This is a genomic window from Lutibacter sp. (assembly GCF_013139515.1).
Taxonomy (GTDB): Bacteria; Bacteroidota; Bacteroidia; order Flavobacteriales; family Flavobacteriaceae; genus Lutibacter.
Genome location: NZ_WTAR01000008.1, coordinates 1 through 26,178 on the forward strand (window position 1 = coordinate 1; position 26,178 = coordinate 26,178).

A 26,178-nucleotide genomic window follows, 5' to 3' on the forward strand; every position below is an offset into this window, starting at 1 on the left:
ATGCAGTTGCTGAACGCATTAACAGAACTCTTAAATATGAATATGGATTAAAACAAACTATTAAAAACACTGAATTTGCTCAAAAAATAACTGACCAAGCTATCTATATTTATAACAACTTAAGAACTGGACTTACTATATTAGACTGGGCATTAAGTTGAGAGATTTAGAGTTACATCAATTAATTTTGAATTATGAAAAGACTAATAGAATCTAGTTCACTATTTTTTGAAGATTGTAATTCATCTTTTGGAGTGCAAGAAACCATCAAAAATATGTTGAAAACAACAAAAAAGAGGAATGCAATTTTTAATTTTTTCATTCCTCTAAAATAAGATAAAAAAATTAGCATTGCTATTTCAATTCTTTCGGAATCTCACAAACAGGAATAGCATCCATTTTATGCTTGTTAGCGCGGTTTCTTTGTTTGTAAATTGTAAAAACTTCTTGTTCTCTATCTTTAAAATCTGTACTAGTTTTACCTAATTCGTCTTGGTTCATTGCCCATTCCAATTCATCATAACTTGCACCAATTTGATCTTCATCTGTACGGCTGTCACCAAACAAACCATCAGTAGGTTGTGCTTTTATAATTGAATTTGAAACACCTAAAATTTCAGCGATTTTATAAACTTCAGATTTCATTAAGTCAGCAATTGGGCTTAAATCTACACCGCCATCTCCATATTTTGTAAAAAAACCAACGCCAAAATCTTCAACTTTATTACCCGTTCCCGCCACTAAATAACCGTGTAAACCTGCAAAATAGTATAAGGTACTCATTCTTAAACGAGCTCTTGTATTTGCTAAAGATAAATTTACAGTAGCCGAATCTTCAATTTTTGGTACAACATTTTTAAAATTTTCAAATGTAGAAGTTAAGTTAACTTCAATGGAGTTTATTTCTTTAAAACTTTTTTTAAGAGATGAAATATGTTCTTTAGCTCTTGAAACTTGATTTTCACCCTGATGTATTGGCATTTCTACACATAAAACAGGAAACCCAGTTTTTGCACACAATGTTGAGGTTACTGCAGAATCAATTCCGCCAGAGATTCCAATAACAAATCCATTCACTTTTGCATTTGTAGCATAAGTTTTTAACCAATCAACAATATAATCAACAACCTTTTCTGAATTCATATTTAAACTTTTTTAGTAATTTTAGCGTTTTAAAAAATAGATGTGTAAATATAAAAATTAATGAAGAAATTAGTAGTTATTATACCTGTTTTATTGATGATGTTTTCTTGTGAAAAGAAAATCTCAAAAGCAATTGATGTTTTAGCAATTCAAGTGAACGTTAACATTGATAGGTTTGACCAACAATTTTACAATGCAAATGAAGAAACGCTAGAAGCTGTTAAATATGAATACCCATATTTATTTCCTCATCAAAACGATAGTATTTGGCTTGGTAAGATTGAAAGCGAAAAAAAATTATTTCTAAAGGCACAACAAGTTTTCGGTGAATTTCAAACTGAAAAATCTAAAATTGAAGAACTTTTTAAGCACGTAAAATACTATCATTCAAGTTTTAACTTTCCTAAAATTATAACATTAATAACAAATTTAGATTACGAAAACAAAGTTGTGTATGCAGATAGTTTGTTATTTGTTTCTTTAGATATGTATTTAGGAAAAAACAGTGAAGTATATAAAGATTTTCCATTGTATTTGGCTCAAAACTTTAACAAAAGCAATTTAATGGTAGATATTGCTAAAAGTATTGGTGAACGTTATTTTATAGAAAGTAAAAAAAGACAATTTATAGACTTAATAATTAACGAAGGAAAAAAAATGTATCTAATTGATAGTTATTTACCTTCAGTTTCTGACGCTCAAAAAATAGGCTATTCTAATGATAAATTTGATTGGACTGTTGCAAACGAAACTCAATTATGGAAGTATTTTATTGAAAATAAATTATTGTATAGTACAGATCAAAATTTGCATGAACGGTTTATTGCCAATGCGCCTTTTTCAAAGTTTTATATTGATATTGATAAAGAATCACCTGGGCGAATTGGCGTTTGGATTGGCTGGCAAATTGTACGTTCATATATGAACAATAATAATGTAACTTTGCAGCAGCTTTTGCAAAAAAAATCAGAAGAAATTTTTAGAAAATCAAAATATAAACCCAAAAAATAATGGCAGTTACAAGCACATCAAACATAGAAATAAAAGTTGGACTAGATGAAAATAAAATTCCTGAAAAATTACATTGGACTGCGCAAGACAGTGATGTAATTAACCAAGAAGCAAAAGCTGTAATACTTTCGGTTTGGGATGAGAAAACAAAAGATACACTTAGAATGGATTTGTGGACTAAAGAAATGCAAATTGACGAAATGAAACAATTTTTTCATCAAACATTAGTGTCTATGGCAAATACTTTTGAACGTGCTACAAATGATGCAAAAATGACTGCAACTATGCGTGATTTTTGTGATTATTTTGCTGAAAAATTGGAATTAAAGAAAAAGTAAAAGCGTTATTATACGTTTTTAATAAGGCCAACAATTTCCTTGTAATCTTCAGGGTTATTTACAAAGTCTTTATTAGAAACATCAATAATAAGTGTGTTTAAATTTTCTTCAGTTTTAATAAATGTTGCGTAGCCGTTTGTAATTTTATCTAAATATTCTGGAGCAATATTTTGCTCGTATTCTCTTCCCCGTTTTTTAATGTTTTCAATTAAACGAGGTGTTTCTTGGTATAAATAGATATACAAATCGGGTTTTGAAATTTCTTTATACATTACATCAAACATTTTTCTGTACAAAAAATATTCGTCTTTTGGTAAGGTAACTTGCGCAAAAATAAGCGATTTAAAAATGTAATAATCTGAAACTGTAAAGTTTTTAAATAAATCAAATTGCGCTAAATCATCTGAAAGTTGTTGGTATCTATCTGCTAAAAAACTCATTTCTAAAGGGAAAGCATATCGATCATTATCTTCGTAAAACTTTGGTAAAAACGGATTGTCAGCAAAACGCTCTAAAATAACTTTAGCATTAAAATCTTCAGCAATCATATTGGTTAGTGTGGTTTTACCAGCACCAATATTACCTTCAATAGCAATGTAATTAAACTTTTCCGATAAACAAATTGGTCGTTTTAACGTAAAGTTTGTTTTTTCAATTTCACCAGTATCAGTACAATTTTCAAGACAAATTTTTAATCGTGTTTTTTCAATAGGATGCACAAAATCTGGCGCAATTTCAGCTAAAGGAACCAGCACAAACTTTCTTTTAAGCATTTCTTTATGAGGCACAATTAATTCTTTCGAAAAAATAATTTCAGTATCAAAAAGAAGTATATCAATGTCAATAATTCTAGCTTGGTATTCTTTTTCAGAAGAGCGTTCTCTACCTAAAGTTTGCTCAATAAAATGAATGGTCTGAATTAATTTTTCAGGATTTAAACCTGTTGAAACTTGAATGCAGCTATTGTAAAAATAGTCACTCTCAAAACCCCATGAAGCAGTTTTATAAACCGAAGAAATTTTAGTTATAGAACCTATCTTTTCATCAATTAAATCAATAGCTTGCTGTAAATTATCAAGCTTATTTCCTAAGTTGCTTCCAAGTGATAAATATGTAGTTCTGGCTATATACATAAAGTGAATACAAAGAAAAGAAAAGTATCATTTAAAAACATATCTTTGTTGCTCAACTTATAAACATTTTAGTTTTTTACACTATTTTAAACGCAACGTTATAACTATGAACTTTTTAAGAAATTTAGTAGCATCAATTTTTGGAACTTTTATTGCTTTAGGGCTAATTTTTGTATTATTTTTTGTTGCAGCTGCAGCTTTAGGTCAAACAGAAAAAGTTTCAGTGGCAGAAAATTCAGTTTTAGAAATAAAATTAGAAACGTTGGTAAAAGACTATGCGCCAAAAAGTAATGACCCGTTTGATGAAATTTTTGGGTTTGGAGATGATAAAATTGGGTTAAATTCAATTATTAATGCTATTGAAAATGCTAAATACGACGATAATATTAAAGGAATAAGCATTACTACTTTAGGTGTTAATGCCGGTATTGCGCAAACGCAAGAAATTAGAAATAAGTTAGTTGAGTTTAAAGAAGCTGGAAAATTTATAAAAGCATATGCAGATATCTATGATCAGAAATCGTACTATTTTAGTTCGGTTGCAGATTCAATTTTTTTAAATCCTGTTGGTGCAATAGATTTTAAAGGCTTGTCTTCAGAAATATTGTTTTTTAAAGATTTAGAAGATAAAAGTGGAATTACAATGGAGGTGATTAGACATGGGAAATATAAAAGCGCAGTTGAACCGTTTTTATACAATGAAATGAGTAAAGATAATAGGGCGCAAATCACTGCTTTTTTAACATCTATTTGGGAAGAAATTGTTGAAGATATTGCTATTAGTAGAAATTTATCAACTATAGAATTAAATACGATTGCTGATAATTTATTAGCACGTAATGCAACGTTAGCTATTGAAAATAAAATTATTGATGAAGCTATTTATAGTGATGAATATGAAAATAAATTAAAATTAGAATTAGGAATTTCTTTAGATAATAAATTACCTAAAATTTCTATAGCAGATTATATTTTATCAGGAAAAGGAAGAATTAAATCAACAGCATCTAATAAAATTGCTGTGATTTATGCACAAGGTGAAATTATTTATGGAAAGGGTGATGAAGATTTTATTGGACAAGATTTATTAATTAAAGCTTTAAAAAAAGCAAGGAAAGATAAAAATGTAAAAGCAATAGTTTTAAGAGTAAATTCTCCTGGCGGAAGTGCGTTAGCAAGTGAGTTAATATGGAGAGAGTTAGAATTAACTAAAAAAGAGTTACCAATAGTTGTTTCTATGGGAAATGTGGCAGCGTCAGGCGGTTATTATTTGGCGTGCAATGCAAACAAAATTTTTGCTGAACCAACTACAATAACAGGTTCAATAGGTGTTTTTGGTGTAATTCCTAACTTTAGTAAATTATCAAAAAACATTGGTATAAATGCCGAGCAAGTAAGCACTAATAAAGGTGCTAATTATAGTGTTTTTGAGCCTATGACTGATGAATTTAGACTGGTTACAACTGAAGGTGTTGAAGCTGTTTACACCACTTTTTTACAAAGAGTTGCAGATGGACGAAATATGACGATTGAAGCTGTTGATAAAGTTGCACAAGGTAGAGTTTGGAGTGGAACTGATGCTTTAAATAATGGATTAATTGATGCATTAGGGAATTTAGATGATGCCGTTTTATATGCTGCTGAATTAGCTGAAGTTACAGATTATAAAGTAAGAAATTACCCAAACTATAAGGTTGAATTAGAAGATAGATTTAGGAGTTTTCCTTTTATGAAATCAAAAGAGAAAGTTTTAATAGAAGAATTGGGTGAAGGAAATTTTAAAATTTATCAAACCATCAAGCAATTTTCAAAGTTAAAAGGAATTCAGGCTAGATTGCCTTATATTATTGATGTTCAATAAATAAAAATTAGCTTTTCTAGTTATTGTTGTGCTACAAGTTGTTTCATCTCATTTCTATATTTTAATGGGCTTTTTCCAGTGAACTTTTTAAATAATTTATTAAAATGTGAAAAATTATTAAAACCACTTTCAAAGCAAATATCAGTAATACTTGTTGGGTTTTCAGCTAATAATTTTGTTGAGTGAACTATTCTAAATTCATTTACAAATTGAGTAAAAGTTTTTCCTGTAGCTTTTTTAAAGTACCTGCAAAACGCAGGAACTGTCATACTAACTTTATCAGCAATTTCATCTAAAGGAATTGGTCGTTTAAAATTTTCACTTACAAATTCAAAAATAATATCAATTTTTCTATTGTCTTGTGGTTCAACTTCAAAAGCAAAACCATCTACATTTAGCAACGTATAATTTTTAGAAAAGGATAAATCTTTTAGAATTTCTAAAAAACCAATAATTCTTTCCATTCCTTTTTTGTTTAATAGAACTTCAATTTTTGGGCCAACCTTAGTTTTAGTATCTCCATTAAAAAGAATACCTTTTTTTGCTTTTTCAAATAATGTTTTTATTGCTTGTGTTTCTGGAATTTTAAAAAAGTTACTTCCTAAAAAATCTTCTTTAAATTGAATAATTGTTTCAGAACCATTAGTTGTAAATCTATCTGCAAAGCCACTATGTGGTAAACTAGCTCCAATTAATATCAATTGGCTATTATCAAAATAGGATAAATGGCTTCCAATATGTCTTTTCCCTTTTGCGTTGTTTACATATACCAACTCTAGTTCTGGATGAAAATGCCAAAAAGGTAAATTATTTTTAACCACTTCAGTATGTTGCATCACTTTTAATGAGTTTCCAAACTCAGGACTTATTTTTTCAAAAGCAGGTTTTGTGTTTTTCATATAAAATTATTAAAGGCAAAAATAACTATTAAAACTTCAGAAATCTATATTTAATTCTCTTTTTTATGTGTAAAATTAACTTTACTTTAAATTAACATTACGTTTGCGGTTAAAATAACATATAAATTTGAAAATATTGAAGTTATTTGTTTGTAAGAAAGAGTTTAATTTTGCATCGTTATAAATAATAAATATTAGTATGAAAAATAATACAACAACTAAAGTATTTAAAGAGAGTTGGTTATATGTATTGCTTACTGTAGCGTTAGGAACATTAGTAATTACCTTAACACCGTATGTAGCAATTAATTTAACGTTAGAAAACTAAAAAGAAACAGTTTGTAAAACTGTTTTAAAAAAGAAATGAACATTTAAAAAATATAAAGAACAGAAAAAAGAAGAGTATTATTAATTAAGTTTGTAAAAAAGGAGGTCTTATTCACAAGATCTCCTTTTTATTTTTTAAGATAGCTTACAAAGCTATAATTAAATTTGTTTTTATCATCAGCTTTAAAATATTCTCGTGAAGTTTCTTTCCAAATTGTAGTATCTATTTTTGGAAAAAAAACATCAGCATTAAATTCATGGTGAACAAATGTTAGATCAAGCTTATCAGCTATTTCAATAGCTTGTTTGTAAATTTCTGCACCTCCTAAAATAAAAGGGTTTTTATCTTCTTTTGCAACTTCTATAGCTTCATTTAGAGAGTTGACAACTACACAGCCTTCAGCTTTATAATTAAAATTTCGAGTAATAATAATATTGGTTCTGTTTGGTAATGGTTTTCCTAAAGATTCAAAAGTTTTTCTTCCCATAATTACATGGTGATTAGAAGTCACTTTTTTAAATCGTTTTAAATCGGCCGGTATATGCCAAATAAGTTGATTGTCTTTACCTAATGCATTATTTTTAGCTATTGCAGCAATAATTGTTATCATTCTTTTATTGAATTGTCTTGAGGTGTTTCCTTTTTTTTTAATTCATCGGAATATTGTTCGCTTTCAGCTTTCAATTTTGCTTCATGAACTATTCCTTTTTCTATTTTGGCTATTTTTAACTCTTGTTTTAAAATTAATTTATCGGTTTGTTTTCGTTCCCATTCTTTCCCCATAAATCTATTAGTAAAAAACACATTGATAAAATGTAGTACTAAAAAAAAGAACCATAAAGTAATTACCCAAATAAACCAGTTGGCGAAAAGTTTTTCGTCAATATTAAAAATTTTGTCTAGAACAATTAAAAAAACAGATACCACTAAAAAAACTACAAAATGAACATACAATCGCTTTTTTTGCTGTACTCTACTTCGTGCATTTTCATATAATTCGTGTTGTTCGCTCATGGTATTAAAAATTACATGCTTTTAACCCATTCTTTAATATAAGATGAGAAGTCTTCAGTCTCATTGTTATCTTGATGTTGAATTTTTTCATTTGCAAATGCTAAAAACTTTGAAATATTTTGATCAGAAGTATTAAAAATATACTCAATAGACTTTAGAAGATTTGCATCATCAATTTCAATAATTCGTTGAATTATTTTGTTTTTTAGTTGTAGTGTATCCATTAGTTACTCTTTTATAGCTATAAATTTATTAAATGATTTATGAATATAGTATTAAAAAAACACTAAATTTTATTTTAGTGGAACTTAGACAGCTACTCGGCCTTTAATATGCGGATGTGGATTGTAATTTATCAACTTGAAATCTTCAAACTTAAAATTAAAAATATTTTTAATTTTAGGGTTAATTTCCATTGTTGGTAATTCTCTAGGTTCTCTAGAAAGCTGTAAATCTATTTGTTCACTATGGTTGCTGTAAATGTGAGCATCACCAAAAGTGTGAACAAAATCTCCTGGTTTTAAATCGCAAACCTGCGCCATCATCATTGTAAATAATGCATAGGAAGCTATATTGAAAGGGACTCCTAAAAATATATCTGCACTACGTTGGTAGAGCTGACAAGATAGTTTTCCATCAGTTACATAAAATTGGAAAAAAGCATGACAAGGAGGTAAAGCAGCTTTGTTATCAGCTACGTTTTCTGAAAACGAGATGGAAGTATCTGGTAATACACTTGGATTCCAAGCTGAAATTAACATTCTTCTGCTATCAGGGTTTGTTTTTATAGTTTCTATTGCTTCTGTAATTTGATCAATTCCTTCGCTATTCCAGTTTCGCCATTGATGTCCGTAAACAGGTCCCAAATTACCATTTTCATCAGCCCAAGCATCCCAAATTTTTACGTTATTATCTTGTAAATATTTAATGTTTGTGTCACCTTTTAAAAACCATAAAAGTTCATAAATAATTGATTTTAAGTGTAATTTTTTTGTGGTAAGCATAGGAAAACCTTTACTTAAATCAAAACGCATTTGATAGCCAAAAACACTTTTTGTTCCTGTTCCTGTTCGGTCTTCCTTTAAAACCCCGTTATCGCTAACGTGTTTTATCAAATCTAAGTATTGTTTCATTTTTGGCTTTTATCTAATTATCCAATAATCATTCCTGCAATTGTAGCTGATAGTAAAGAGGCTAAAGAACCACCAATTAAAGCTTTCATTCCAAATTCAGAAAGTGTTTTACGCTGTCCGGGAGCCAATGATCCAATTCCTCCAATTTGAATCCCAATTGAAGCGAAGTTTGCAAACCCACAAAGCATATATGTTGCCATTATAACAGATTTGCTATACGTAAAGTGTGTTACATTAGCAACGTTTTTTAATTCAGCTAGTTGAATATATCCAACAAATTCACTTGCTGCTAATTTAACACCTAATAATTGTCCCATTAACATCATATCTTCTTTTGCAACTCCAATTAACCACATCAACGGAGCAAAAATGGTTCCTAGAATGGATTCTAATGAGAATTTTTGATAGGGTGTATAAGTAGCCACCAATTCATTAAGATTTGTAAAATCACCAATCCAACCTAAAATACCATTTAACATGGCGATAATTGCAACAAAAACTAATAGCATTGCAGCAACATTAGCTGCTAACTTTAAACCTTCAGTTGTTCCATTTGCAATTGCATCAAGAATATTTGATCCAATTTTATCTTGTGAAACTTTTACATCAGTATTAACTTTTTCTGTTTGCGGATACAACATTTTTGCAATAACTATTGCTCCAGGGGCCGCCATAACTGATGCTGCTAATAAATGTTTTGCATAATGTAAACGTAAAACAGGATCATTTCCACCTAAAAAACCAATATATGCGGCTAAAACACCACCTGCAACGGTTGCCATACCACCAATCATAACTAACAATATTTCTGAACGATTCATACGTTCCAAATATGCTTTAATCATTAAAGGGGCTTCAGTTTGACCTAAAAATATATTTCCGGCAACTGACAATCCTTCGGCACCTGAAATTTTTAAAAGTTTAGTTAATATTAAAGCCATTCCTTTTACTACAATTTGAATAACACCTAAATAAAATAGTAATGATGTTAATGCTGAGAAGAAGATAATTGTTGGTAAAATTTGAAATACAAATATAAATCCGTAAGACTCAATATTCATTAATCCGCCAAATAAAAATGTGCTTCCAGCCATTGTATAATCTAGAATGTTAGTGAAAATTCCTCCAACAAACTCAAAACCACTTTGTATAAAAGGTACTTTTATAACACCAAAAGCTATAATTAACTGAGCTGTTAAACCTGCACCAACTGTTTTCCAATTTATGGCTTTTCTGTTGCTACTAAATAAGTAAGCAATTACTAATAATGAAACCATACCTAAAACACCACGCCACAAAGTTGTAATAGAAAAACCTTGGTTATCTATAAGTGGAGTTGAAATTGCTTCTTGAGAGTATGATGAAATTGAAATAAAGAGTAATACTAGGGTAGATAAACTTATTTTTTTAAACATATTTTAAATTTATTTGGATGTGCGTTTATTAATTTCGTCGCGGATATTTGCAGCTAATTCGTAATCTTCTTGTTGAATAGCTTCATTTAATTTTTCGTTTAACTGTTTAATTGTAAAAACAGAAAAAGTAGTTTCTTTCTCTACAGGTTCTTCAATTAAATTTTCAATGCTTAATGGATCTTCTTCAATTGATGATGAGTCTTTCATCTTTAAATAAATACCTGCTTTATCTAAGATGTTTTCATAGGTAAAAATAGGAGCGTTAAAACGTGTTGCTAAAGCAATAGCATCAGAAGTTCTAGTATCAATAATTTCTTCAATTTTATCACGTTCACAAATTAAACTTGAATAAAATACACCATCAACTAGTTTGTGAATAATAACTTGTTTTATAATAATATGAAACCTATCGGCAAAAGTTTTAAAAAGATCGTGCGTAAGTGGTCTAGGTGGTTTAATTTCTTTTTCTAGAGCTATAGCTATAGATTGTGCTTCAAAAGCCCCAATAACAATTGGTAAAGTTCTGCTTCCTTTTACTTCACTTAACACTAATGCGTATGCACCACTTTGTGTTTGACTGTAAGATATACCTTTAATATTTAGACGAACTAAACTCATAAGTTAAAATTAACAAAAAAGGTTGTCTAATCAAAGGACTTTGATGCCCAATGATTAGACAGCCTTATTAAGAGGCACAATTTAATAAAATTATGCGTTATTTGCTTTAAAATCTTTTAACTTTTCAATTAATTTAGGAACTACTTCAAATGCATCACCAACAATACCATAATCGGCGGCTTTAAAGAAAGGTGCTTCAGGATCAGTATTTATTACAACTTTTACTTTAGATGAATTTACACCTGCTAAATGTTGAATAGCTCCTGAAATTCCAACTGCAATATATAAGTTTGAAGCTACTGGTTTTCCCGTTTGCCCAACGTGCTCACTGTGAGGTCTCCAACCTAAATCAGATACGGGTTTAGAACAAGCAGTTGCAGCTCCTAAAACTTCTGCTAGTTCTTCAATCATTCCCCAGTTTTCTGGTCCTTTTAAGCCTCTACCTCCTGATACTACAATGTCAGCATCAGCAATGGTGACTTTACCTGTTGTTTGTTCAATAGATTCAGATGCTAAAGCACTTTCAATTATTGAAGGTGAAAATTCTTCAACAGTTCCAGAAACGCTATTTTCAACCAAGCCGAATGAATTTTTAGCCAATCCAATTACTTTAATATCGGTTGTAATTAGAGTGTTGCTAAAAGCTTTGTTTGAAAACACTTTTCTTTTTACTGTAAATGGTGTTGTTTCACTTGGCAATGCAACAACATTACTTGCATAACCTGCATTTAAATTAACAGCTACGGTTGATGCAAGATATAAACCGTTAGTATTAGAATCAATAATAACTACTTGTGAGCTTTCTTTTTCAGCGGCTTGCTTAATAATATTTGCAACTATTTTTGCATTAAAAATTTTTAAATCATCATTTGAAACGTTTAAAATTTTTTCAGCGCCATATGCATATAATAATGTAGGTTCATTTGAATTTATTGTTAATACAACTACGTTTGTACTTAATTGTTCTGCTACTTTTTTTCCGTAAGAAGTTACTTCAAAAGCAGATTTTTTAAATTTTCCTTCCGATGTTTCGGCAAAAACTAAAACTGACATATTTTTTTGTTTTTTGATTTTAGAATTTGATTTCAGTCTTTTTTAATTTCTAAAAGCTCGGTCTAAAATATATTTTTATTTATTGAAATGACTTTTTAATCATTCAATCTTTTTATAATTTATATTACTTTGGCTTCATTGTGTAGTAAACTAATAAGTTCATCTACATTATCAGCAGCTACAATTTTACAAGCAGATTTTGCATCTTGTTTTTCAAATGAAGCAATTTCAGTTGCAGCACTGCTATTTATTGGTTCAACAATGTTTAATGGTTTTTTACGAGCCATCATAATTCCACGCATATTAGGTATGCGTAAATCTTTTTCTTCAACCAAGCCTTTTTGACCCGCAATAATTAAAGGTAAGTTTGATGATAAAATTTCTTTACCTCCATCAATTTCACGAGAAATAGTTGCTTTTTCACCTTCAACTTCTAATCCAATACAAGCATTTACAAAGCTATAATCTAACAATGCAGCAAGCATTCCAGGAACCATTCCTCCATTATAATCAATAGATTCTTTTCCAGCTAATACTAAGTTATAACCTCCATTTTTTACAACTTCGGCTAATTCTTTAGCAACAGAAAGCCCATCAGTAGCTTCAGTATTCACTCGTATTGCATCATCAGCTCCAATAGCTAAAGCTTTACGTAAAGTAGGCTCAGTTGCTATAGTTCCAACATTAACAACAGTAACAGTAGCGCCTTGTTTTTCTTTAAACCACATAGCTCTTGTTAAAGCAAATTCATCATACGGGTTTATTACATATTGCACGCCATTACTATCAAATTTCGAATCATTTTCAGTGAAATTGATTTTTGAAGTAGTATCTGGCACGTGACTAATACAAACTAATATTTTCATTTTATTGTGTGTTTTAAATTGTAGGCATAAAAGTAAATACCTTATTTTAATTAATTAATACGAATGTACTAATTTTTTTTAAAATACTATGCGCGCATAGTATAATTTATATAACATTATTTTTTTGATTCTAATTTTAGAAATGCTTACTTTTGCAAATCTTAAAATAAGATATAATGAAGACAGTACAATTTAGAGAAGCTATTTGCGAAGCAATGAGCGAAGAAATGCGCAGAGATGAATCAATTTTTTTAATTGGTGAAGAAGTTGCTGAATACAACGGCGCATATAAAGCTTCTAAAGGAATGTTAGATGAATTTGGAGCAAAACGTGTAATAGATTCTCCAATTGCAGAACTAGGTTTTACAGGTATTGCAGTAGGTTCTGCAATGAACGGAAACAGACCAATTGTTGAGTTTATGACTTTTAACTTTTCATTAGTTGGTATTGATCAAATTATTAATAATGCAGCAAAAATTAGACAAATGTCTGGTGGACAATTACCTTGTCCAATTGTTTTTAGAGGACCAACAGGTTCTGCAGGTCAATTAGGCGCAACGCATTCACAAGCTTTTGAAAATTGGTTTGCAAATACACCAGGATTAAAAGTAATTATACCATCCAATCCTTATGATGCAAAAGGATTGTTAAAAGCAGCAATTAGAGATGATGATCCCGTAATTTTTATGGAATCTGAACAAATGTATGGTGATAAAATGGAAATTCCTGAAGGAGATTATATTATTCCAATTGGAGTTGCTGATATAAAAAGAGAAGGAACAGATGTTACTATTGTATCTTTTGGTAAAATAATTAAAGAAGCTTACAAAGCTGCAGATGTTTTAGAAAAAGAAGGAATTTCAGTTGAAATTTTAGATATGCGTACTATTAGACCAATGGATTTTGAAGCGATTTTTAAATCGGTTAAAAAAACAAACAGATTGGTTGTGTTAGAAGAATCTTGGCCATTTGCTAGTATTTCTTCAGAAATCACATTTCAAGTACAAGAAAATGTGTTTGATTACTTAGATGCACCAATTAGAAGAATTACAACTGCTGATACACCAGCACCATATTCACCAGTATTATTAGAAGAATGGTTACCAAACTTTAATGATGTTGTGAAAGCGGTAAAAGATGTATTATATATAAAATAAAGGCATAATATTTGCGTTATAAACTCCTTTCAAGATAAAACTTGAAAGGTTTTTTTATTATGAGAAGAAAAAATAATTTAATTAGTTTACTGCTTTTGTTCATAGTATCTGTTGGTTTTGCACAGGTAAAAGTTAGCGGTGTTGTTAAAGATGAACAAAATGAAACGATACCTTTTGCAAATATTACTTTTGTTGGTTCAACTGTAGGGACAGTTTCTGACGAAAATGGTGTTTTTTACCTTGAATCTAATAGAACATATACACAAGTAGAAGTTTCATTTTTAGGTTTTGAAACTAAAATTGTTCCTGTAAAAAGAAGAGATTTTAACTTAATAATTACATTAAAAGAAGCAGCATCTCAATTAAAAGAAGTGTTTATTTATAGTGGAAAAGTTAAGAAAAAAGGAAACCCTGCAATTGCAATTCTAAAAAAGATTTGGGCAAAAAAACGTGAGAACGGTATTTATTTATTCGATCAATATCAATACGAAAAGTATGAGAAATTAGAATTCGATTTAAATAATGTAGATAGCGCTATGAAAAAAAGTAGACTATTTAAAGGAATGGAGTTTGTTTTTGATGGAATTGACACATCAAGAGTTACCGGAAAAGCATTTTTACCAATTTTCATAAATGAATCTGTTTATAAAACTTACGGTAAAAATAAAGATGGAAAAAGCCTTCGTGAAGATTTAGTTGCTAATAAAAATTCTGGGTTTGAATCCAATCAAAATGTAATAGCATTTATAAAAGACTTGTATGTAGATTATAATATTTACGACAGCTACATTAAAATTTTTGACAAAAGTTTTGTGAGTCCAATTTCTAAAGCTGCTGGAATTTCAACCTATAATTATGTATTAAGAGATAGCGCATTTATTGATAACAAGTGGTGTTACAATATTTTATATTATCCGCGTAGGAAAAACGAATTAACATTTAAAGGTGATTTTTGGGTGAACGATACCACATTTGCAGTGAAAGAAATTAACATGCAAGCCAACAGAAGCGCCAACATTAACTGGGTTAAAGATATTTATATTGAACAAGAATTTGATGTGTTAAACGATTCAATATTTTTATTGAAAAGAGATTATATGCTTTCTGATTTTAGTTTTAAAAAGAAAGAAAAAGCAAAAGGAATGTACGGTAGAAGAACTACAATGTACAAAAATTACAAGTTTAACGAAGAGAAAGATCCTAAATTTTATAACAAAGAAATTAATATTTATGATGATGCTATTTATAATAAAACAACTGAATATTGGAGTGTAAATAGACAAGAAAAATTAAACGAAAACGAACAAGGTATTTATAAAATGTTAGACACCTTAAAAACGGTACCTAAGTTTAAGCAAATTTATAATTTGATTTCAATTTTAGGCTCAGGATATATTGAGTTTAATAATTTCGATTTTGGCCCAATATTTTCAACATTTGGAACAAATGATGTTGAAGGTACAAGAATACGTATTGGAGGTAGAACATTTTTTGGAGGTAATGAACCTTGGCGTATACAAGCCTACACTGCTTACGGATTTAAAGACAATAAATTTAAGTATGGCGTTTCAGGAAAATGGATGTTAAACCCTAAAAGTAGGTTTACAATTGGAGGAGGAAATAGGCGAGATGTTGAGCAAATAGGTGTGAGTTTAACAACAACCAACGATATATTAGGTCGTAGTTTTGCATCGTCTTCATTTTTTGCTAGTGGTGATAATAGTAAATTAACTTCAATTAATTTATCAAGCGTTTACGCATCAATAGAACCCGTAAAAAATCTTGAATTTAGGCTAGGCTCATCTTACAGAACATTAAAATCAGCTTCACCAGAAACTTTTAATTTAGATTATTGGGTTGATGAATCCCAAACAATTAAAGAATCTGAGCTAGCACAATCTGAAATCGATTTTTCAATACGATATACTCCAAACAGAAAAACTATTGGTTATGGAGTAGAACGTAATGAAGTAACAGATACGTATTCAACATTATTTTTAAATTATTCAAGAGGAATTAAAGGTATATTTAATAGTGATTTTGATTATGAAAAAATTCAATTTTATTATCGCCAACCAATATTAATTGGTGGTTTTGGAAGAATGTTTACCACTTTTGAAGTTGGTAAAACATTTGGAGAAGTTCCTTTAGGGTTATTAAGTGTTGTACCGGGTAACCAATCATATTTCACAATTGAAGGAACGTACTCGTTACTAGATTATTATGAGTTTGTTACAGACACATACGCATCATTACACTTAGAACATAGTTTTAATGGACGATTATTTTCAAGAATTCCATTATTAAGAAAATTAAATTTACGTGAGTTGGTTGGTGTAAAAGCTGTTTGGGGTGAACTTTCTGATAAAAATATAGCGTTAAATGCTACAGGAAATGTAAATTTCCAAGCACCAACAAAAGGGTATTATGAATATAGTGTAGGCGTTGGAAATATATTTAAAGTTTTTAGAATAGATTTTAGTTGGAGAGGGAATTATAGAGATACACCAAATGCAAATAATTTTGCAATTAAAGGAGCATTTGGGTTTCATTTCTAAAAATCATATTAAGTTAATATATATACATCGTTAAATGATGTATTTTTGCAAAAAAAATTAAAATAGAAGAAAATGAGTTCAAAAGTAAGAAATACCTTCGATGTACTAATTGAAATACCTAAAGGAAGTAGAAACAAATACGAATACGATTTTACATTACATAAAATTAGATTCGACAGAATGTTATTTTCATCAATGATGTACCCAGGTGATTATGGCTTTATTCCAGAAACTTTAGCATTAGATAAAGACCCATTAGACATTTTGGTTTTAGGAAGTGAACCAACTTTCCCAATGTGTGTTATGGAAGTAAAGCCAATTGGAGTTTTTCATATGACAGACGAAAAAGGCCCTGATGAAAAAATAATATGTGTACCAGTCTCTGACCCAATTTGGAATCAGTTAAATGATATTTCTGATATGAATCCGCATCAAGTAAAAGAAATTGAACATTTTTTTCAAGTTTATAAAGATTTAGAAGAAAAGAAAGTTGATGTTGGAGGATGGGGAAATGTTGATGAAGCATATGATATTGTCGATAGTTGTACAGAACGTTACGACTTAAGTGAGCATAAAAAAAAGAGAACCTTTACTATCTAATAGCTAAACTTATAGCATCAAAAAAAGCCATTTTTAATTTTAAAAATGGCTTTTTTTATAAACCATATTTTATTACTTTCGTCAAATAAGATATTTTTTGAGCAAAAGTATTGCGAAAACGTTTGAAATTGATACTTTTGCCGCATTGAAAACGAAATTAATTGTTAACTAACTAATCTAAAATGGAATTAATCGTAAAATTTTTACCCTTATTCGGTGTTATAGCACTTGTATTTGTTGTTGTTAAAAACGCATGGGTTTCTAAGCAAGAAGAAGGTGATGAAAAAATGAGAAAAATTGCAAAGCATATTGCTGATGGTGCAATGTCTTTCTTAAAAGCTGAATACAAAATACTAGCTATTTTTGTTGTAGCAGTTGCAATTTTATTATTTTTTAAAGGAACTTATGAAGATGGCTCAAACGGAATGGTAGCATTATCATTTATTGTTGGAGCAATTTGTTCAGCTTTAGCAGGTTTTATAGGGATGAAAGCCGCTACAAGAGCAAATGTTAGAACAACTCAAGCAGCAAGAACATCATTAGGAAAAGCACTAGAAGTTGCTTTTGCAGGTGGTGCAGTTATGGGATTAGGTGTTGTTGGATTAGGTGTTTTAGGTTTAAGTGGTTTATTTATGATTTACCAAAGCATGTGGCCTGGAGCTGAGAATTTAGGAATGGTATTAAATGTATTATCTGGTTTCTCATTAGGAGCTTCATCAATTGCATTATTTGCACGTGTTGGTGGTGGTATTTACACAAAAGCAGCCGATGTTGGTGCAGATTTAGTAGGTAAAGTAGAAGCGGGTATTCCTGAAGATCATCCTTTAAACCCAGCTACAATAGCAGATAATGTAGGTGATAATGTAGGTGATGTTGCTGGTATGGGAGCCGATTTATTTGAATCGTATGTAGGTTCAATTATTGGAACAATGGTATTAGGAGCTTATATTTTTACACCAAAGTTTGATGGTTTAGGAGCGGTTTATTTACCACTTGTTTTAGCTGCAGTTGGTATTATAATGTCTATTATAGGAACTCTCTTTGTTAAAGTGAAAGAAGGAGGTTCACCTCATAAAGCATTAAATTTAGGTGAATTTGGATCAGGATTTTTAATGATTGTAGCTTCATATTTTATTATAAATGCAATGTTACCTGAATCAGTTGAAGGCTTACCATTTGGTGCAATGGGTGTGTTTTGGGCAACATTAGCTGGTTTAATTGCAGGGTTTGGTGTTGGTAAAATAACTGAATATTATACAGGTACAGGATCAAAACCTGTGCTTTCTATTGTTAAACAATCTGAAACAGGTTCTGCAACAAATATTATAGCAGGTTTAGGTGTTGGAATGATGTCTACAGCTATTCCAATTTTATTAATTGCTACTGCAATCATGGTTTCACATCATTTTGCAGGTTTATATGGTATTGCAATTGCTGCGGTAGGTATGTTAGCAAATACAGGAATTCAATTAGCTGTAGACGCTTACGGACCAATTTCTGATAATGCAGGTGGTATTGCTGAAATGGCTGAATTACCGAAAGAAGTTCGTAAACGTACTGATGAATTAGATGCTGTTGGTAACACAACTGCTGCTATTGGTAAAGGTTTTGCTATTGCTTCTGCTGCTTTAACGGCATTAGCTTTGTTTGCGGCTTTTATGAAAACTGCAAATGTAACATCAATTGATGTTTCTAAACCAGAGATTATGGCAGGGTTATTAGTAGGAGGTATGTTACCTTTTGTATTTTCTGCTTTATCTATGAATGCTGTTGGTCGTGCTGCAATGGCAATGATTGAAGAAGTTCGCCGTCAGTTTAGAGATATTCCTCAGTTAAAAGCGGCTTTAGAAGTAATGCGTAAATACGATTCTGATATGTCAAAAGCATCTGAGGAAGACAGAAAAATATTTGATGAAGCCGATGGGTATGCTGAATATGAAAAATGTGTTGAAATTTCTACGGATGCATCTATTAGAGAGATGGTATTTCCAGGTTTATTGGCCTTGATTGTTCCTGTAGCAGTTGGTTTTATTGGTGGGCCTCAAATGTTAGGAGGTTTATTGGCAGGTGTAACTACTTCAGGAGTTTTAATGGCTATTTTTCAATCTAATGCAGGTGGTGCTTGGGATAACGCTAAAAAAATGATTGAAGAGCAAGGTGAAAAAGGAACAGAAGCTCATAAAGCAGCTGTTGTAGGTGATACTGTTGGTGATCCTTTTAAAGATACATCAGGACCTTCATTAAATATTTTATTAAAATTAATGAGTGTTGTAGCTCTAGTTATTGCTCCAAGTATTGCTTTAGATGCTATTGAAGTTGAAGAATATGCTAAAGAAAAAGCGGCTACTGAAGTTGTAGCTAAAGAAATTTCTAAAGAAGTAAAAGTTGAAATGGTTAAAAATGATGATGGCACTGTTGAAGCAACTGTTATAACAACTACAACTGATAATGGTGAAACTTCAAAAGAAGTAAAAGTTTTAAATGGAACTGAAGAAGAAGTTAATGCTGCGTTAGAAAACGTAGAAGGTGTTGAGGTAAAAGTAAAAAAGATAAAAGTTGAAGAAGTTATAGAAAAGAATTCTTAAACTTTACTCACATAAAAAGAAAAAGCTCGCTATTATAGCGAGCTTTTTCTTTTTATATTAATTTTTTTAAAATAATCCGTTAATCTGAGCATCAATTTTATCAATAACAAATCCTAAATCTTCTGGTTTGTCAACAAAATCTAAATTATCAACATCAATAATTAATAACTTTCCCTTTGTATATTTAGAAATCCAAGCTTCGTAACGTTCGTTTAACCTGCTTAAATAATCAATGCTTATTGAGTTTTCATAATCACGACCTCTTTTATGAATTTGCCCAACTAAAGTTGGTATTGAAGCTCTTAAATAAATTAATAAATCGGGTGGAGTTACCAATCGTTCCATTAATTCAAATAGCGATTCATAATTTTGAAAATCTCTGTTAGGCATTAAACCCATTGCGTGTAAGTTAGGTGCAAAAATTCGAGCATCTTCGTAAATAGTACGGTCTTGTATTAATTTTTTACCGGTTTCTCGTATTTCTAGTATTTGACGAAACCTGCTGTTTAGAAAGTAAACCTGTAAGTTGAATGACCAACGTTCCATTTCTCCATAAAAATCATCTAAATAGGGGTTTTCATCAACAGACTCGTAATGAGGTTCCCATTTATAATGTTTTGCTAAAAGTTTTGTTAAAGTTGTTTTTCCTGCTCCAATATTACCAGCAATAGCTACGTGCATAATTAATCTTTAAGTAAAAATTTAAAACGTTAAAGTTAATTAATTTTTGTATTCAAAAAAGAACTGTTAATAAATTAATTTATAACCGTAACCTCTAACATTAATAATTTGAATGACAGTGTCTTCTTTTAATTTTTTTCGAAGCTTAGTTATAAATACATCCATACTTCTAGCATTAAAAAAGTCATCATCTCCCCATAATTTTTTTAAAATGAATGAACGCTCTAACACTTGGTTTTTATTTTTTATTAAATAATACAATAAATGAGCTTCTCGGTGGGTAAGTGTTTCAGTTTTTGTAGTTGTTTGAAGTGTTTGCTTTTTTAAATTAAAAACAAATTTACCAATTGTAATTGCTTCGGTGTTTAGTTCGTTTTTACTTCTTTTTAATAGTGAATTAATTCTAACTATAAGCTCTTCCATACTAAAAGGCTTTTTTAAATAATCGTTACCGCCAATTGAAAATCCTTCAACTACATCTTCGGTTTGTGATTTAGCCGTTAAAAATATAATAGGAATATTTGGGTTTTCTGCTCTAACTTCTTTTGCCAATGTAAAACCGTCTTTTTTAGGCATCATTACATCCAATACTAGTAAAAGCGGATTTTCAGTTTTATAAACTTGAAGTGCATCTTCACCATTTATACATAATAAAACTTCAAAGTTTCTGGTTTCTAAACTTTCTTTAATAATTTGACCTAATGAAGGTTCGTCTTCAGCCAATAATATTTTAATAGTTTTATTCATTTAGCAATTCAATTTTAAACATAGTGTTGTTGTTTTTATCATAAATAATATGAATGTTTCCACCGTGTTTTTCAATAATTTTTTTGGTATAATATAAGCCAATACCAAACCCTTTTACATTGTGTGTATTTCCCATTGGAATTCTGTAAAACTGTTCAAAAACCTTCTCTTTTTGAAACTTATGAATTCCGTTTCCATTGTCTTTAATTAAGAGAATCACATTGTTTTTGGTTGAAGTTAATTTAATATTAATAATATCTCCACCATACTTTATAGCGTTATCAACAATATTTCCAATAGCATTTTCAAAATGAAATTTATCTAAATTTAAAACAACATTAGTATCTGAACTTTTAAAGTTAACTGTTTTTTCTGGATTAATTATTTTAAATTTCTCAATAACTTCTTCAACCAAGTTACAGATATTTAAAGGGTGCTTATTTAAAGTTAATTCTTCATGATTTAAAGTGGCAGTTTCTAAAATTTTCTCAACCATGAGATTTAATTTAGAAACTTGTGAGTTTGCTATAGTAATATATTTTTCAGATTTTTCTTTGTCATTTAATGCATTAAAACTTTTCATAGCTTCTAAAGCAGCTGATATAGTAGCTATAGGTGTTTTAAACTCGTGCGTAATATTACTAATTAAATCGTTTTTTACTTCGGCTAACTGTTTTTGTTTGTAAATGGTTTTTAACAAATAAAGTAAACTAGCAATAATACTTACAGATAGCAATAGTGATAATAATATGCTAATTAATGAGTTTTTTAGCAATATGGCAGTTTCGTTAGTGAACAACAATTCTAACTTACTTTTAGGTGGTAAAAATGTAGAATTAGAAGTTGTTTTTAAATGCTCATTTGGAAAATTTGTAAGTTTATAAGTAATTATTTTTTCAGCCAAACTATCATTAAAAGCATGTCTAGGCGTGTAGTTGTATTTTAATGCGTAATTAACATTAATTTTATTTCTTTTTAGTTCTTCAATTAAATAAGTATCTAATTCTTTTAAATTCAAAGTGTCTTTAGAGATAGAAATAAAAACTTTGGAAATTAAACTATCAATATTTTTTGGAAAATCTTGATTTTTAGTAAAAAATGGGAAAGCTCTATTTCTGTGGTTTTTCAGTAATAAAGGTTTTTGAAGATCTAGTTTTGCAATATTTTTTAGTGTACTATCAACTTTTTTTCTAAAACCTCTTTTAGAGTTTGTACTCACAAAAATTGTATCAGTCTTTTCTTTAAAATTTATTGAATCTAACGATGTAAATGTAATGATACCTGATTTGGTTAAGTTAGCAAAATAAGCTTCAACAGAATTATCTAAGCTTAATTGAACTTTACTAATTAAATTTTGTTTGTTTATTTGGTACTCCCTAAAATTCCAATATACCTGTACAGCAATTGTTGTAATTACCGTAATGCTAATAAAATAAACAACCCATTTATAGTTTTTCTTATCCATGATTTCAAAGTTAAGTACATATATTGTATTATCACAATAGCTTAACAATCGTTAACACTAATTAACTGTAGTTTGTAGTAATTGCTTCTATATTTGTGGTGAAATTAATTAAAAAAATAAATAAAAATGAAAAAATTTCTTCAAAAAAGTATAGCCATTGTACTCCTGTTAATAGTAACTACAGTTAGTGCTCAAGGTTTTCAAGGAAAAGCAATTTATCAAACAAAATCTACAATTGAAATGGATTTAGCAGGTTCAGGAATACCGGCTGATAGAATAAAGAGAATTAAAGAAATGATGAAAAATCAATTGGAGAAAACATATACGTTAACTTTCAATAAAACGGCTTCAATTTATAAGGAAGAAGAAAAATTAGATCAAGGTGGAGGTGGCCGTGGAGGTATGCGCTTTATGATGATGGGTGGTGGTGCTTCAGGAAATTATTATAAAAATACACAAACAAAAACTTCATCAAAAGAAAATGAATTTAGTGGTAAAAACTTCTTAATTAAAGACGATTTGATTTCATATGAATGGAAAATGGAGCAAGAAACGAAAATGATTGGTGAACACCTATGTTTTAAAGCAACAACTGTTATTGAAGTACCTGTTAGAAATACAAATTTCAGATTTGGAAGAAGAAATAATAATGATAATGATGAAAAAAAGGAAAATGAACCAAAGGAAGATGTAATGGAGCTTATAATTGTAACAGCTTGGTACACACTTGATATTCCTGTAAGTCATGGGCCTGACGATTATTGGGGTTTACCAGGTTTAATACTGGAAATAAATGATGGAAACACAAACATATTGTGCTCTAAAATTATTATAAACCCAAAAGAAAAAGCAGAAATAACAGCACCAAAAAAAGGAAAAGTTGTGACTCAAAAAGCGTACGATAAAATTATTGAAGAAAAGACAAAAGAAATGAGAGAGAGAATGAGAAATGAACGTGAGAAAAGTGGTGGAGGAGGTCATAGAATTATGATTGGTGGGTAGTTTGAAGTTGTAATACTTTAGAGGAATTTAAATTCAATAAAATTTAGAAATACTTATTTTAAATGAAAAACAGCATAATTTTTATATTCATAATTTTACCAATAGTTGCATTTTCTCAAAATATAAAATTAGAAGGAACCGTTAAAGATACTGCGGGAAAACCATTAGATATGGCAAATGTAATAGCCTTTAAAAAAGGAACTAAATTTTTGCAATCGTATTCAATAACAGATTCAAAAGGACATTATAAACTAAGCTTAGAAGAAAATCAGGAGTATAGTTTAAAAGTAAGTTATTTAGGTTTCGACACTAAAAATGTTGATATTAAAGTGCTTGATTCTTCAACTAATTTAAAACAAGATATTGTATTATCGGAATCTAACGAAGCTTTAAACGAGGTTGAAATCACCTATGAAATGCCAATAAAAATAGTTGGAGATACTATTAGCTATAATGCAGATTCATTTACTTCAGGAAAAGAGAAAAAATTAGAAGATATTCTTAAAAAATTACCAGGAGTAGATATTGATGAAAATGGAGAAGTTGAAGTTGAAGGAAAAAAAGTTCAAAAAGTATTGGTTGAAGGAAAGGAGTTTTTTGATGGAGATTCTAAGTTGGCTACACAAAATATTCCAGCATCTGCAATTGATAAAGTACAAGTACTAAAGAATTATAACGAAGTATCTGGAATGCGTGGCGTTACCAATAGTGAAGATAATATTGCGATAAATATAAAGCTTAAACAAGGTAAAAAACGTTTTTGGTTTGGTGAAGTAAATGCAGGAGTTGGCGATAATGAAAAGTATATTGTGAAACCAAAACTATTTTATTACAGTCCTGAAAAGAGTATAAATGTATTAGCAGATGTTAATAATATTGGCCAAACACCTTTTACAAGAAGAGACTATTTTAGGTTTACAGGTGGTTTACGTGGAACAATGAGTGGTACAGGAACCAACTTTAATGTAGAATCTGGTGGGTTAGGATTTTTAACAGTTCAAAATAATAGAGCACAAGAAATAACTTCAAAATTTGGAGCTTTAAATTTTAGTATGGCGCCAACTAAAAAACTAGATTTAAATGGTTTTGCCATTGTAAACGATTCTGAAACAACAATGTTTACACAATCTAACACTGTTTATAATAGTCCGCAAGTGGTGGATGGAAATTTAATTTCAAATGAAGAAAATGAAACTTCAGCGTTACAAGGAAGTCAGTTGGGGTTGTTAAAATTTAGTACAACATATAAGCCAAACGAAAATGTGCATATAGATTATGATATTTTCGGAAAATTATCTAAACAAACGGAATTAAACGATGTAACATCTACAATTAGTGGTGCCGTTGATACGTATAAAGAAGAAAAACCTTTCTCTTTAAACCAAAATTTCAACTTGTATTACACCATTGATGATAAAAATATATTTTCGGCAGAATTACAACATTTATATCAAAAAGATGAACCGTTATACAGTTCATTTGCAACAGTACAACCTTTTGTAATAATTCCTTCAGAAGGTACAGCAGATGGAGATTATATTTTTGATTTAATTCAGAATAAAAAATTAAGTACAAATAAGCTAGATGCAAAGTTTGATTACTATTATTTATTAACACCAAAAAGTAATATAAATATAACGCTTGGTAGTACGTTAAGTTCACAAAATTTAACGTCAAATATCTCACAAACGTTAGAGAATGGAACCGTATTAAATTTTGAGGATGATGTTATAAAAAACGATGTTGATTATAACTTTACAGATTTATTTGTGGGCTTACATTACAAAATGGTTTCGGGTATTTTCACTTTTAACCCTGGGGTAAGTTTACATTATTATAGTACAAAAGACACGCAGTTAGGGAGTGAAATTAAAGAAACTAGCACCAAATTATTGCCAGATGTGTATGCACGTTTACAATTTAAATCATCTGAAAGTTTACGATTCAATTACTCAATTAGGACCCAATTTTCAGACATCAATAAAATAGCTGAAGGATATATGTTGGCAAATTATAAATCATTAACAGGCGGAAACAGAGATTTAGAAAATGCTTTATACCATAAATATTCATTAAGTTATTTTAGTTTTAGTATGTTTTCGTTTACTAATATTCACGCTTCAATTAATTACACTAAAAAATTAGACGGTATTAAAAATAGTACTCAATTATTGGGAGTTGATAGAATTTCGTATCCAGTAAATTCAAGTTTAGCCGATGAAACGTTTTCTGCTAATTTTAGGTATGGAAAAACATATAGCAAGCTAAAAACCAATTTTAGAGCAAATTTCAGCAATTCTATATTTAATAATATTGTAAATAGCCAACAAATAAGCTCTAAAACAATTTCGCACAGTTACCAAGCAAGTGTTGCAAGTAAATTTAAAGATGCGCCTAATTTTGAGATTGGTTACCAAAAGTCTTTTGCTGAATATTCCAATACAGGAAGTACAACCGACAGGCCTTTTGCAAATATGGAAATAGGCTTCTTTAAAAACTTTATTTTAACGGCAGACTATAGTTATTACAACTATAAAAACGATGAAAACACCATTAAAAACACCTATTCAT

At 29.7% G+C, this 26,178-nt stretch carries 25 protein-coding genes; 11 read left to right on the top strand and 14 right to left on the bottom strand.

The features are described 5' to 3' along the window. The first annotated feature begins 194 nt into the window (after positions 1-194). Positions 195-335 carry a hypothetical protein gene (locus GQ540_RS00710; protein WP_291795815.1) on the top strand — a complete coding sequence of 47 codons (141 nt, stop codon included), beginning with the start codon at positions 195-197 and terminating at the stop codon, positions 333-335. Positions 336-354: 19 nt separating this feature from the next. Here the strand turns inward: GQ540_RS00710 and nadE are convergent, their stop codons facing one another. Beyond that, entirely contained in the window at positions 355-1,143 is a 789-nt protein-coding gene (nadE, locus tag GQ540_RS00715) for an NAD(+) synthase (protein ID WP_291795818.1), read from the bottom strand. Between the two features lie 60 nt (positions 1,144-1,203). Here nadE and gldB point away from each other — a divergent pair, with 60 nt between their 5' ends. Both gldB and gldC read left to right on the top strand, forming a co-directional pair. After that, the gene (gene gldB, locus GQ540_RS00720; RefSeq protein ID WP_291795820.1) at positions 1,204-2,154 is read left to right on the top strand and encodes a gliding motility lipoprotein GldB; all 951 of its coding nucleotides are present in this window, start codon (positions 1,204-1,206) and stop codon (positions 2,152-2,154) included. After that, a complete protein-coding gene (gene gldC / locus GQ540_RS00725) occupies positions 2,154-2,492 on the top strand; it encodes a gliding motility protein GldC (RefSeq protein ID WP_291795823.1) in 339 nt (112 codons plus the stop codon). Before gldB ends, gldC begins: the two co-directional genes overlap by 1 nt. 8 nt (positions 2,493-2,500) lie before the next feature. Here the strand turns inward: gldC and folK are convergent, their stop codons facing one another. Further along, a complete protein-coding gene (gene folK / locus GQ540_RS00730) occupies positions 2,501-3,625 on the bottom strand; it encodes a 2-amino-4-hydroxy-6-hydroxymethyldihydropteridine diphosphokinase (protein ID WP_291795827.1) in 1,125 nt (374 codons plus the stop codon). Positions 3,626-3,731: 106 nt separating this feature from the next. Here folK and sppA point away from each other — a divergent pair, with 106 nt between their 5' ends. Further along, positions 3,732-5,486: a signal peptide peptidase SppA gene (sppA, locus tag GQ540_RS00735; protein WP_291795830.1), complete on the top strand. Its 1,755-nt coding sequence runs from the start codon at positions 3,732-3,734 to the stop codon at positions 5,484-5,486. Between the two features lie 20 nt (positions 5,487-5,506). On the opposite strand, the gene GQ540_RS00740 is transcribed toward sppA, so the two are convergent. After that, complete coding sequence (locus GQ540_RS00740) at positions 5,507-6,385, bottom strand: AraC family transcriptional regulator (RefSeq protein WP_291795833.1); 879 nt, start codon at positions 6,383-6,385, stop codon at positions 5,507-5,509. 199 nt (positions 6,386-6,584) lie between these two features. On the opposite strand from GQ540_RS00740, the gene GQ540_RS00745 reads away from it, so the two are divergent. Then, positions 6,585-6,713: a hypothetical protein gene (locus GQ540_RS00745; RefSeq protein ID WP_291795835.1), complete on the top strand. Its 129-nt coding sequence runs from the start codon at positions 6,585-6,587 to the stop codon at positions 6,711-6,713. Positions 6,714-6,840: 127 nt separating this feature from the next. On the opposite strand, the gene GQ540_RS00750 is transcribed toward GQ540_RS00745, so the two are convergent. The 8 genes from GQ540_RS00750 to GQ540_RS00785 all read right to left on the bottom strand — a co-directional run bounded on the left by GQ540_RS00750 (position 6,841) and on the right by GQ540_RS00785 (position 12,812). Continuing rightward, positions 6,841-7,323, bottom strand: coding sequence for a dihydrofolate reductase (locus GQ540_RS00750; RefSeq protein ID WP_291795838.1), 483 nt, complete (start codon positions 7,321-7,323; stop codon positions 6,841-6,843). After that, on the bottom strand, positions 7,320-7,727 hold the full coding sequence (locus GQ540_RS00755) for a 2TM domain-containing protein (protein WP_291795841.1): 408 nt from the start codon (positions 7,725-7,727) through the stop codon (positions 7,320-7,322). The genes GQ540_RS00750 and GQ540_RS00755 overlap by 4 nt, the downstream gene beginning before the upstream one ends. A gap of 11 nt (positions 7,728-7,738) precedes the next feature. Beyond that, positions 7,739-7,951: a hypothetical protein gene (locus GQ540_RS00760; protein WP_291795844.1), complete on the bottom strand. Its 213-nt coding sequence runs from the start codon at positions 7,949-7,951 to the stop codon at positions 7,739-7,741. Between the two features lie 84 nt (positions 7,952-8,035). Next, positions 8,036-8,860, bottom strand: coding sequence for a thymidylate synthase (locus GQ540_RS00765; protein ID WP_291795846.1), 825 nt, complete (start codon positions 8,858-8,860; stop codon positions 8,036-8,038). A gap of 17 nt (positions 8,861-8,877) precedes the next feature. Beyond that, positions 8,878-10,275, bottom strand: a complete 1,398-nt coding sequence (locus tag GQ540_RS00770; protein ID WP_291795848.1) for a nucleoside transporter C-terminal domain-containing protein — start codon at positions 10,273-10,275, stop codon at positions 8,878-8,880. A gap of 9 nt (positions 10,276-10,284) precedes the next feature. Next, a complete protein-coding gene (locus GQ540_RS00775) occupies positions 10,285-10,893 on the bottom strand; it encodes a bifunctional nuclease family protein (protein WP_291795851.1) in 609 nt (202 codons plus the stop codon). Positions 10,894-10,983: 90 nt separating this feature from the next. Continuing rightward, positions 10,984-11,946, bottom strand: coding sequence for an electron transfer flavoprotein subunit alpha/FixB family protein (locus tag GQ540_RS00780; protein WP_291795855.1), 963 nt, complete (start codon positions 11,944-11,946; stop codon positions 10,984-10,986). A gap of 119 nt (positions 11,947-12,065) precedes the next feature. Then, a complete protein-coding gene (locus GQ540_RS00785; protein ID WP_291795882.1) occupies positions 12,066-12,812 on the bottom strand; it encodes an electron transfer flavoprotein subunit beta/FixA family protein in 747 nt (248 codons plus the stop codon). Positions 12,813-12,988: 176 nt separating this feature from the next. On the opposite strand from GQ540_RS00785, the gene GQ540_RS00790 reads away from it, so the two are divergent. The 4 genes from GQ540_RS00790 (at position 12,989) to GQ540_RS00805 (ending at position 19,712) form a co-directional block, all read left to right on the top strand. After that, positions 12,989-13,969 (top strand): pyruvate dehydrogenase complex E1 component subunit beta, encoded by a 981-nt coding sequence (locus tag GQ540_RS00790; protein ID WP_291795884.1) that lies wholly within the window; start codon positions 12,989-12,991, stop codon positions 13,967-13,969. Positions 13,970-14,028: 59 nt separating this feature from the next. Then, positions 14,029-16,527: a DUF5686 and carboxypeptidase-like regulatory domain-containing protein gene (locus GQ540_RS00795; RefSeq protein WP_291795888.1), complete on the top strand. Its 2,499-nt coding sequence runs from the start codon at positions 14,029-14,031 to the stop codon at positions 16,525-16,527. 72 nt (positions 16,528-16,599) lie between these two features. Next, positions 16,600-17,127 (top strand): inorganic diphosphatase, encoded by a 528-nt coding sequence (locus GQ540_RS00800; RefSeq protein WP_291795891.1) that lies wholly within the window; start codon positions 16,600-16,602, stop codon positions 17,125-17,127. Positions 17,128-17,309: 182 nt separating this feature from the next. After that, positions 17,310-19,712, top strand: a complete 2,403-nt coding sequence (locus tag GQ540_RS00805) for a sodium-translocating pyrophosphatase (protein WP_291795894.1) — start codon at positions 17,310-17,312, stop codon at positions 19,710-19,712. Between the two features lie 66 nt (positions 19,713-19,778). Here GQ540_RS00805 and GQ540_RS00810 read toward each other — a convergent pair whose 3' ends face one another. The 3 genes from GQ540_RS00810 to GQ540_RS00820 form a co-directional block, all read right to left on the bottom strand. Next, positions 19,779-20,393 carry a deoxynucleoside kinase gene (locus GQ540_RS00810; protein ID WP_291795897.1) on the bottom strand — a complete coding sequence of 205 codons (615 nt, stop codon included), beginning with the start codon at positions 20,391-20,393 and terminating at the stop codon, positions 19,779-19,781. 66 nt (positions 20,394-20,459) lie between these two features. Further along, positions 20,460-21,140 (bottom strand): response regulator transcription factor, encoded by a 681-nt coding sequence (locus GQ540_RS00815; RefSeq protein WP_291795899.1) that lies wholly within the window; start codon positions 21,138-21,140, stop codon positions 20,460-20,462. After that, entirely contained in the window at positions 21,133-22,605 is a 1,473-nt protein-coding gene (locus GQ540_RS00820) for a sensor histidine kinase KdpD (RefSeq protein WP_291795902.1), read from the bottom strand. Before GQ540_RS00820 ends, GQ540_RS00815 begins: the two co-directional genes overlap by 8 nt. Before the next feature lie 126 nt (positions 22,606-22,731). On the opposite strand from GQ540_RS00820, the gene GQ540_RS00825 reads away from it, so the two are divergent. Both GQ540_RS00825 and GQ540_RS00830 read left to right on the top strand, forming a co-directional pair. Then, entirely contained in the window at positions 22,732-23,607 is an 876-nt protein-coding gene (locus GQ540_RS00825) for a GLPGLI family protein (protein WP_291795905.1), read from the top strand. Positions 23,608-23,669: 62 nt separating this feature from the next. Next, a partial coding sequence (locus tag GQ540_RS00830; RefSeq protein WP_291795908.1) for a carboxypeptidase-like regulatory domain-containing protein occupies positions 23,670-26,178 on the top strand: 2,509 nt, incomplete at its 3' end.

Coding starts and splice junctions, on each gene's coding strand:
- GQ540_RS00710 (WP_291795815.1), top strand. CDS start 195: ATGAAAAGACTAATAGAATCTAGTTCACTATTTTTTGAAGATTGTAAT.
- nadE (WP_291795818.1), bottom strand. CDS start 1,143: ATGAATTCAGAAAAGGTTGTTGATTATATTGTTGATTGGTTAAAAACT.
- gldB (WP_291795820.1), top strand. CDS start 1,204: ATGAAGAAATTAGTAGTTATTATACCTGTTTTATTGATGATGTTTTCT.
- gldC (WP_291795823.1), top strand. CDS start 2,154: ATGGCAGTTACAAGCACATCAAACATAGAAATAAAAGTTGGACTAGAT.
- folK (WP_291795827.1), bottom strand. CDS start 3,625: ATGTATATAGCCAGAACTACATATTTATCACTTGGAAGCAACTTAGGA.
- sppA (WP_291795830.1), top strand. CDS start 3,732: ATGAACTTTTTAAGAAATTTAGTAGCATCAATTTTTGGAACTTTTATT.
- GQ540_RS00740 (WP_291795833.1), bottom strand. CDS start 6,385: ATGAAAAACACAAAACCTGCTTTTGAAAAAATAAGTCCTGAGTTTGGA.
- GQ540_RS00745 (WP_291795835.1), top strand. CDS start 6,585: ATGAAAAATAATACAACAACTAAAGTATTTAAAGAGAGTTGGTTATAT.
- GQ540_RS00750 (WP_291795838.1), bottom strand. CDS start 7,323: ATGATAACAATTATTGCTGCAATAGCTAAAAATAATGCATTAGGTAAA.
- GQ540_RS00755 (WP_291795841.1), bottom strand. CDS start 7,727: ATGAGCGAACAACACGAATTATATGAAAATGCACGAAGTAGAGTACAG.
- GQ540_RS00760 (WP_291795844.1), bottom strand. CDS start 7,951: ATGGATACACTACAACTAAAAAACAAAATAATTCAACGAATTATTGAA.
- GQ540_RS00765 (WP_291795846.1), bottom strand. CDS start 8,860: ATGAAACAATACTTAGATTTGATAAAACACGTTAGCGATAACGGGGTT.
- GQ540_RS00770 (WP_291795848.1), bottom strand. CDS start 10,275: ATGTTTAAAAAAATAAGTTTATCTACCCTAGTATTACTCTTTATTTCA.
- GQ540_RS00775 (WP_291795851.1), bottom strand. CDS start 10,893: ATGAGTTTAGTTCGTCTAAATATTAAAGGTATATCTTACAGTCAAACA.
- GQ540_RS00780 (WP_291795855.1), bottom strand. CDS start 11,946: ATGTCAGTTTTAGTTTTTGCCGAAACATCGGAAGGAAAATTTAAAAAA.
- GQ540_RS00785 (WP_291795882.1), bottom strand. CDS start 12,812: ATGAAAATATTAGTTTGTATTAGTCACGTGCCAGATACTACTTCAAAA.
- GQ540_RS00790 (WP_291795884.1), top strand. CDS start 12,989: ATGAAGACAGTACAATTTAGAGAAGCTATTTGCGAAGCAATGAGCGAA.
- GQ540_RS00795 (WP_291795888.1), top strand. CDS start 14,029: ATGAGAAGAAAAAATAATTTAATTAGTTTACTGCTTTTGTTCATAGTA.
- GQ540_RS00800 (WP_291795891.1), top strand. CDS start 16,600: ATGAGTTCAAAAGTAAGAAATACCTTCGATGTACTAATTGAAATACCT.
- GQ540_RS00805 (WP_291795894.1), top strand. CDS start 17,310: ATGGAATTAATCGTAAAATTTTTACCCTTATTCGGTGTTATAGCACTT.
- GQ540_RS00810 (WP_291795897.1), bottom strand. CDS start 20,393: ATGCACGTAGCTATTGCTGGTAATATTGGAGCAGGAAAAACAACTTTA.
- GQ540_RS00815 (WP_291795899.1), bottom strand. CDS start 21,140: ATGAATAAAACTATTAAAATATTATTGGCTGAAGACGAACCTTCATTA.
- GQ540_RS00820 (WP_291795902.1), bottom strand. CDS start 22,605: ATGGATAAGAAAAACTATAAATGGGTTGTTTATTTTATTAGCATTACG.
- GQ540_RS00825 (WP_291795905.1), top strand. CDS start 22,732: ATGAAAAAATTTCTTCAAAAAAGTATAGCCATTGTACTCCTGTTAATA.